This is a genomic window from Collinsella sp. LCP19S3_C9 (assembly GCF_052121575.1).
In the GTDB taxonomy this organism is placed as follows: domain Bacteria; phylum Actinomycetota; class Coriobacteriia; order Coriobacteriales; family Coriobacteriaceae; genus Collinsella.
On the sequence record NZ_JBQKDZ010000001.1, the window covers coordinates 246,957 to 254,810 of the forward strand.

The following is a 7,854-nucleotide window of genomic DNA, read 5'->3' on the forward strand; positions in this document are numbered from 1 at the left end:
TGTCAATTCTTTCAAACGAATGTGTCGGGTATGTTTCAATGCATGAAGACACAAATTATTTGCGTAAATATGCATTCTCGGGTGCTAAAGTTTCAACCTACCTCATAACGACGGCTGCGGAATGCGCAATGACGCATAAGACCGCAGACAAGGAGTCCGATATGTCTTTAAAGGTTGGAATCGTCGGCGCGGCTGGATATGCCGGCGCCGAGCTTATTCGCCTCGTGCTCGGCCATCCCGAGTTTGAACTTGTTGCCATTACGTCCAACGCCGATGCCGGCCAGCTGCTGTCCGCGGTGTATCCGAGCTTTGCTGGCGTGAGCGATCTGGTTTTCACCACGCATGACGCCCCTGAACTCAAGAGCTGCGATGCGGTTTTTCTCGCCGTGCCGCACACGGCTGCCATGGCACAGGTGCCTGCTCTGCTTGCGTCGGGTGTCTCTTGCTTTGATCTTTCGGCCGATTACCGTCTGAGCGACGCGTCCGTCTTTGAGACATGGTATGCCGCCGAGCACACGAGCCCCGAGTTGCTCAAGACACGTGCCTTCGGTCTGCCCGAGTTGTTCTGCCAGGACTTAGAGACCGCTGCTTCCAGCCATGCCGCTGGCAGACCCGTGCTGGTCGCCTGCGCCGGTTGCTATCCCACCGCAACGAGTCTTGCTGCCGCGCCTGCCGTGCGTGCGGGCTGGGTGGCCCAGAGCGGCCCCGTAGTCGTCGACGCCATCAGTGGCGTGACGGGTGCCGGTAAGTCGTGCAACACCCGCACCCATTTTTGCAGCGCGGACGAGAATCTGGAGGCCTATGGCGTAGGCAAACATCGCCATACGCCAGAAATCGAGCAAATTCTGGGCCTTACCGATCGCGTCGTCTTTACTCCGCACCTGGCACCGCTCAAGCGCGGCCTGCTCTCTACGGTGACGCTGCCGCTCGCAACGCAGGCTCCCGAAGCGCTGACTCTTGAGGATGCCGTCGACCATTACAAGAAGTTCTACGCCGGTCGTACCTTTGTGCGCGTGCTCGATGCCGGCCAGCAGCCCAAGACGGCTTCGGTTGTCGGTACCAATGCCGCCCAGATCGGCCTTGCGCTCAACAAGCGTGCGGGCGTGCTGGTGGCGACGGGCGCCATCGACAATTTGTGCAAGGGCGCTGCGGGCCAAGCGGTCCAGTGCGCCAACATCGTCTTTGGTTTTGACGAGCGACGAGGCTTGCCCACAGTGGCGTGCCCGGTGTAGCACATTCGATTATTAACGATTTGGTAGTCGGGTATCGAGTTTGGCGCCACTTTTAAGCTGGTCTCATGATTGTGGCTGGCATGGCGCACCAACCGATGCCCATTTTTTGTTTGACATAAGGAGTCGTAAAGACGATGAATGCTGAGCAGTTCGATATCAAGATTCGTGCCGTAGAGGGCGGCGTAACGGCGGCAGCCGGCTTTAAGGCGGCGGGCATCCATGCCGGATTCCGCAAGAATCCCGAGCGCCTGGACTTTGCGCTCGTTGTGCCCGATAGGCCCTGTCCCGGGGCCGGCGTGTTTACGACTAACCGCTTTTGTGCGGCGCCCGTGCAGGTGAGCCGTGCCAACCTGGGCGGTACGGACAAGGGCTATGGCATCATCGCCGGTGTTTCAATCAACTCCGGCAACGCGAACGCCGCCACGGGCGAGACCGGCCTTGCCTGTGCGCGCGAGACGTGCAATATCGCCTCGCAGGTCATTGGCTGTGAACCCCAACAGATTTTAGTTGCCTCCACGGGCGTGATCGGACAGATTCTGCCGATTGACACGTTTGAGACGGCAATTCCGTCCGCCTACGAGGCACTCTCTGTCCATGGCGGCGCCGATGCAGCCCGTGCCATCATGACGACCGATACGCATTCCAAGGAGTATGCCGTTCGCTACCGCAGTGAGGCTGTGGGCCATGTGGGCAACGTTTATACGGTGGGCGGCATGTGCAAGGGATCGGGCATGATCATGCCCAATATGGCCACCATGATCGCGGTCATTACTACCGATGCCCCCGTCGAGTCGGCGGCGCTCCACACCCTACTGCTCTCGACCGTTAAACAGACCTTTAATAAAGTGACGGTCGATTCCGATACCTCGACCAACGACACCTGTATCATGCTGGCTTCTGCCGCTGCCGCCGCGGATGCCGAGGCCATCGTCGAGGGCACTGACGCCTTTGACGAGCTGGCCTTTGCCGTGCACGAGGTGTGCGAGAGCCTGGCGCGTAACATCGCGGCCGATGGCGAGGGTGCGTCAAAGCTCGTGACGGTTAACGTCACCGGCGCCGCCAACGACGAGGAAGCCGATATCGCCGCCCGCGCCGTCGCCAACTCGCCGCTCGTCAAGACCTGCATCGCTGGCCACGACTGCAATTGGGGTCGCGTTGCCATGGCGCTTGGCAAGTGCGGCGTAAAGTTTAATCAGGAAGACGTTTCCATCGACATGATGGGCTTGCCCGTCTGCCGCGAGGGCCTGACTGTTCCTTTTGACGAGGACGAGGCCCTGCGACGTTTTGAGGCGCCCGAGATCGTGATTTCGGCCGACCTGGGCGCAGGCGACGCGGCAACGACCGTGTGGACCTGTGACCTCACGCACGAGTACATCTCAATCAATGGTGACTACCGCTCCTAGATTCCAGGCACGCTGCGCATCTCGCCGCGATTGCGGGCAGCGGAGCACAGCGCGATAACGATACGAAAGACGAGGCAGATTATGAAATTCGCACGCGATTGTCGTTCGAGCGAATCCAACGAAGCAACTGCGCAGCTGCTGTTCGAAGCGCTGCCGTGGATTAAAAACCTGACCGGCAAGACGGTCGTTATCAAGTATGGCGGGGCCGCCATGGTAGACGAGCAACTACGTCGCGACGTGATGAGCGACATCGTTTTGCTCAAGATTATCGGCATGCGCCCCGTCATCGTGCATGGCGGTGGTAAAGCCATCAACGAGGCGCTGAGCCATTACGATATGCCCGTCGAGTTTAAGAACGGTCAGCGCGTGACCACGCCGGCGACCATGGATATCGTGCGCGAGGTGCTGGGCGGCAAGGTTAACCAAGAGCTGGTGGCGGCAATCAACCACCACGGTAACTTGGCCGTGGGCGTATCGGGCAGCGACGCCGGCACGCTCATCGCCGAGCCGCTCGACCCCGAGCTCGGACGCGTGGGCAAAGTGACGCATGTCAACACCGACTACATCGAGAACTTGCTCGATAGCGAGTATATTCCCGTCATCGCTACCGTCGCGGCGGGGGAGGACGGTGGCTTCTTCAATATCAACGCCGACACCGCCGCCGGTGCCGTTGCGGCGGCGCTCCACGCGCACAAGGCGATCTTTTTGACCGACGTCGACGGCCTGTACAAGGACTTTAGCGATAAAGACTCGCTCATCTCCAACCTAACGCTCGACGAGGTTAATGAGATGCTCTACGGTGGCGAGGTCGATAAGGGCATGATTCCCAAACTGCGCGCGGCCGTCGATGCGCTTGTCGGCGGCGTATTTCGCGCTCACATCATTAACGGTACCACGCCGCATTCGCTGCTCCTGGAGCTGCTGACCGATGCCGGCGTCGGCACCGTGATCCACTCTACCGAGACGGCCTACGAATTTGATACGCATCCGCACCCGCTTTCGACCTTTGCGGCGCGCCTGACCGAGAACCTCGACGAGGTCGAGAAGCTCCAGACGGTCTAGCTGGTTAGAAATCGTCACACCGTTACACCCACAGTCCGCGCCACCTGGCGCTTAACGAAAGGCATCTCATGTCACTTGCAGCTCAACAATCGCTCGAATCCCACTACGTTATGCAAACCTTTGGCCGCTCGCCGGTCGAGTTTGTCGAGGGCCACGGCATGAAGCTCACCGGCGACGATGGTCGCGAATATCTCGATTTTCTTGCAGGTATTGGCGTATGCAGCCTAGGCCACGGCAATCCGGCGGTGCTCTCGGCGCTCGAGGCCCAGGCCAAAAAGCTCCTGCATGTCTCCAGCTACTTCTACATTGAGCAGCGCGGCCAGGTCGCGGCGTTGCTGTCCAAGCTCGCTAACGACGATGCGGACGGTGCGCGCGTGCTTGCCGACGCGATTGCCGCTGGCGACGAGACCACGGCGGCGGCGCTTGGCGCTCCGGCTGCGGGCGAGCAGGTGTGGGAGACGTTCTTTGCCAATTCCGGTGCCGAGGCCAACGAGGGCTCTATGAAGCTCGCGCGTCTGTACGCCAAACGTGCCGGCAACGGTGGCAACACCATCGTGTGTATGCGCGGCGGATTTCATGGTCGTACGCTCGAGACCATTGCCGCGACCATGCAGGATTGGCTGCAGGACAGTTTCCGCCCGCTGCCGGGTGGCTTTGTGGCATGCACACCCAACGATGTAGATGAACTGCGTGCAATCTTTAAGCAGTTGGGAAGCGAGATTTGCGCTGTGATGCTCGAGCCGATCCAGGGCGAAAGCGGTGTGCATCCCATGACCGAGGAGTTTATGGCTGCGGCGCGCGACTTGGCACACGAGGTGGGTGCCGTGCTTATCGCCGACGAGGTCCAGTGTGGTATTTTCCGCTCCGGCAAGCCGTTCGCGTTTCAGACTTATGGTGTGGAGCCCGATATCATGAGTCTTGCCAAGGGCATCGCCGACGGCGTGCCCATGGGTGCCGTGGTGGCAAAGAAGGAAATCGCTGACATCTTTAAGCCCGGCGACCATGGTTCGACCTTCGGCGGCAGCTGCTTGGCCATCGCGGCGTGTGCCGCGATGCTCTCCGCGCTTGTGCGCGGTGACTACGCAGACCATGCCGCCAAGGTGGGTGCCTATATGGAGGCAAGGCTCGCCAAGCTGCCGCATGTTACCGAGGTGCGTGGTCGCGGCCTAATGCTCGGCTGCGATTTGGACGATGCTGCGGGTGATGCGCACGACGTTGTGGCTCGCGCATTGGTGGCTGGTGCCGTGATTAACGCTACAGGTGCACATACACTGCGCTTCCTGCCGCCGCTCGTGTGCGAGGAAGCCGACGTGGACAGCTTAATCGAGATCCTGGCGGGTGTTTTAGCTTAGCGCCATCAGGCATAGCAGTTTGAAGCGGGTTCCAGACCGTCACGTGCCGTGTGGCGCACGATTGGGCGAACTGGAGCCCGTTTTGCTATCGATTTACCATGGCTGGGATAGGCCGTGTGCAAAAAAGAAAGGCCCCCATCGCTGGGAGCCTTTTCAATCAAGTGGTGGGCGATGAGGGATGTCCGCGTGCGGCTGGCGCCGCCCGCGCCCCGCTTCGTCGCTCCGCTCCTCGCGTGCTGCGCTGGAAAACGCTTCGCGTTTCCTCAGCTCCGCACCCTTGCGGGTTCGAATCCCATGCACCGGGCGCAAACAAAAACGGTCCCCTTGCGAGGACCGTTTCCAATTCAGTGGTGGGCGATGAGGGATTCGAACCCCCAGCCTTGTGCGTGTAAAGCACCTGCGCTAACCGTTGCGCCAATCGCCCGCGGGAATTGAGTATAGCGGAAACCCTGCGGGGTTCACCGCTAATTCATAACGAAATCTAAGCGGAGACTTCGGTGCCCTTGTTCTCGTCGATAAAGAAGCGCTTGTACCAAATGAGGAACGTCAGCGTGGTGTAGATCTTGCGCTGGTTGAGCGCGCGGCCCTCAAAGTGATCGTCGAGCAGCTTCATGAGCGCATCGGTGTCAAAGAAATCGGCAGCCCACGGTGCGGTGAAGTACTCCTTGACGTAGTCGTAGTATTTCTGCTCGCGCAGCCAGAACTTAACTGGCACCGGGAAGCCAACCTTCTTGCGTGTTGCCCACTCATCGGGCAGCGTGCGATTGGCGGCGTGGCGCAGGACAAGCTTGCAGCCCTCTTCGTTGACACGGTAGTTGGCGGGAATATGCTCGGCGAACTCCATGACCTTTTTGTCTAGGAACGGAACGCGGAGCTCCAGGGAGTGTGCCATGCACATCTTGTCTGCCTTGAGCAGGATGTCGCCCGGAAGCCACATGTTCATATCCAGATATTGCTTCTTAGAGAGCTCGCAGCAGTCGGGGACCTGCTTGTAGTACTCTGCGCACATTTCGGAGGCGTTCTTGCCGGTGTCGTAAGCTGGCTTGAGAACCTCGTCAACCTCGGACGGGTCGAACACCTTTGCCTGGCCCACGTACCAGCGCTCGGGGACCTCGGCGCACTTGGTCAGGAAGTTGTGACCCTTAAAGTAGGGGAGATGCTGAACGAGCGAGCCCAGGGCACGGCGCACGCCGAGCGGCACGCGCTTCTTGAAGGATCGCATCTCGGGGGTGTCCTCGTACCACTCGTAGCCGGCAAACAGCTCGTCGGCGCCCTCGCCCGAAAGGACGACGGTAACTTCCTCGGCGGCCATCTGTGCCAGATAGTACAGCGGTACGCTGGAGAGGTTCGATTGCGGCTCGTCCATGTGGTACTGGATATCGGGTAGCGCGTCGAAGAACTCGTCGGCGGTGATCATCTTGCGCACGTTCTTAATGCCAAGCTTGTCGGAAAGCTCGGCGGCGTAGTTGGTCTCGTTGAAGTTCTTGTAGTCAAAGCCGACGGAATACGTGGTGTCGGGCATGAGGCAGGCGGCAATGTAGCTGGAGTCGACGCCGCCGGAGAGGAACGAGCCAACTTTAACATCGGCGATGCGGTGCGCGGCAACGCTCTCGTGCACGACCTTGTCGCACTCGTCCACGTACTCCTCGAAGCTCTTGGAGTTGTCATCGGTAAAGTCGCAGCTCCAGTAGCGCTTGATATCCATAGTGTTGGTCGCAAGGTCGTACGTAAAGCAATGCGCGGGGGCAAGCTTGAACACGCCCTTAAAGAACGTCTCCTCCGTGGCAGGGAACTGCAGCGTGAGGTAGGGACGCAGCGCGTCGCGGTTGACGGCCTTCTCAAACTTGGGGTGGTCCAGGAAGCTTTTGATCTCGGAGCCAAACAGCAGCGAGCCGTCGGAGGCCCGGTAGTAATAGAACGGCTTGATGCCAAAGATGTCACGGGCGCCGAAGAGCTTGTTCCTGTTCTGGTCGTGAATCACGAACGCATACATGCCGCGCAGGCGGTTGACCAGGTCCTCGCCCCACTCCTCGTAGCCGTGCACCAGGACCTCGGTGTCGGCGTTGCAGTGGAAGACGTAGCCGGCAGCCTCGAGCTCGGCGCGAAGCTCCTGGAAGTTGTAGATCTCGCCGTTGAAGACGATGGTGACCTTGCCGTCATCGCTCGACATGGGCTGAGCGCCAGCCTCGGAAAGGTCGAGAATCGAAAGACGGCGGAAGCCGAGGGCGACGTCGTCGACGATGTGCTGGCCACCCATATCCGGCCCGCGATGGATGATGCGATTCATCATGGCCGTGAGAACCAGCTCACTCTGTTCATCTGTACCGGTAAAACCGACAAAACCGCACATGCAAGATCCTTTCTGCTGACGGCTTAGGTGCGCTGCCGCAAGGTTTGCAGCAGTCGATATCAATCAATCCTTACTATCATGCCAATCTTTTGCTTCGTGATGGGGCATAAGCGCCGAGGGGACCGAAAAACCACGGCCCGCACGTTGGGTGAAGCGGTGGGCCGTGACTGCGACGATTACTGTGTGCGAGAGCGCGAGAGGGGCTAGCGCTTGCCGCGCTTGGCAAGGCGGTGCTCTACCTTGGCGACGACGTGGATGAGCGGAATCGTCACAACCAGATAGTAGGGTGCGGCGCAAATGTAGGGTGTGATGTTGCCCGTGGTGGCCGTGAGGTTTTTGGAGAACTCTCCGTTAGACCAGCGTTGACGTAATAATGTCCCGTCCCCGCCCTAAGATGAATGTCGCCAAACATCAACATCGAAGAGACGGGGACGGGATGCTGGACATCATACTCC

The 7,854-nt window shown here is 59.7% G+C and carries 5 protein-coding genes and 1 tRNA gene; 4 read left to right on the forward strand and 2 right to left on the reverse strand.

What is annotated here, in order from left to right:
* Positions 1–161 precede the first annotated feature (161 nt).
* The 4 genes from argC (at position 162) to ACTQXI_RS01055 (ending at position 5,049) form a co-directional block, all read left to right on the forward strand.
* Entirely contained in the window at positions 162–1,232 is a 1,071-nt protein-coding gene (argC, locus tag ACTQXI_RS01040; RefSeq protein WP_441049268.1) for an N-acetyl-gamma-glutamyl-phosphate reductase, read from the forward strand.
* Positions 1,233–1,366: 134 nt separating this feature from the next.
* Entirely contained in the window at positions 1,367–2,635 is a 1,269-nt protein-coding gene (argJ, locus tag ACTQXI_RS01045) for a bifunctional glutamate N-acetyltransferase/amino-acid acetyltransferase ArgJ (RefSeq protein ID WP_441049266.1), read from the forward strand.
* A gap of 81 nt (positions 2,636–2,716) precedes the next feature.
* Positions 2,717–3,697, forward strand: coding sequence for an acetylglutamate kinase (gene argB / locus ACTQXI_RS01050; RefSeq protein ID WP_427718310.1), 981 nt, complete (start codon positions 2,717–2,719; stop codon positions 3,695–3,697).
* 68 nt (positions 3,698–3,765) lie between these two features.
* Positions 3,766–5,049, forward strand: coding sequence for an aminotransferase class III-fold pyridoxal phosphate-dependent enzyme (locus ACTQXI_RS01055; protein WP_441548137.1), 1,284 nt, complete (start codon positions 3,766–3,768; stop codon positions 5,047–5,049).
* A gap of 348 nt (positions 5,050–5,397) precedes the next feature.
* Here ACTQXI_RS01055 and ACTQXI_RS01060 read toward each other — a convergent pair.
* Together ACTQXI_RS01060 and asnB are read right to left on the reverse strand one after the other, a co-directional pair.
* Positions 5,398–5,473 (reverse strand) — tRNA-Val (locus tag ACTQXI_RS01060).
* Positions 5,474–5,530: 57 nt separating this feature from the next.
* Positions 5,531–7,399: an asparagine synthase (glutamine-hydrolyzing) gene (gene asnB, locus ACTQXI_RS01065; RefSeq protein ID WP_441049260.1), complete on the reverse strand. Its 1,869-nt coding sequence runs from the start codon at positions 7,397–7,399 to the stop codon at positions 5,531–5,533.
* Positions 7,400–7,854: the final 455 nt, after the last annotated feature.

Excerpts from the sequence above, each read along its gene's own strand:
- argC (WP_441049268.1), top strand. The coding sequence starts at position 162 with ATGTCTTTAAAGGTTGGAATCGTCGGCGCGGCTGGATATGCCGGCGCC.
- argJ (WP_441049266.1), top strand. The coding sequence starts at position 1,367 with ATGAATGCTGAGCAGTTCGATATCAAGATTCGTGCCGTAGAGGGCGGC.
- argB (WP_427718310.1), top strand. The coding sequence starts at position 2,717 with ATGAAATTCGCACGCGATTGTCGTTCGAGCGAATCCAACGAAGCAACT.
- ACTQXI_RS01055 (WP_441548137.1), top strand. The coding sequence starts at position 3,766 with ATGTCACTTGCAGCTCAACAATCGCTCGAATCCCACTACGTTATGCAA.
- asnB (WP_441049260.1), bottom strand. The coding sequence starts at position 7,399 with ATGTGCGGTTTTGTCGGTTTTACCGGTACAGATGAACAGAGTGAGCTG.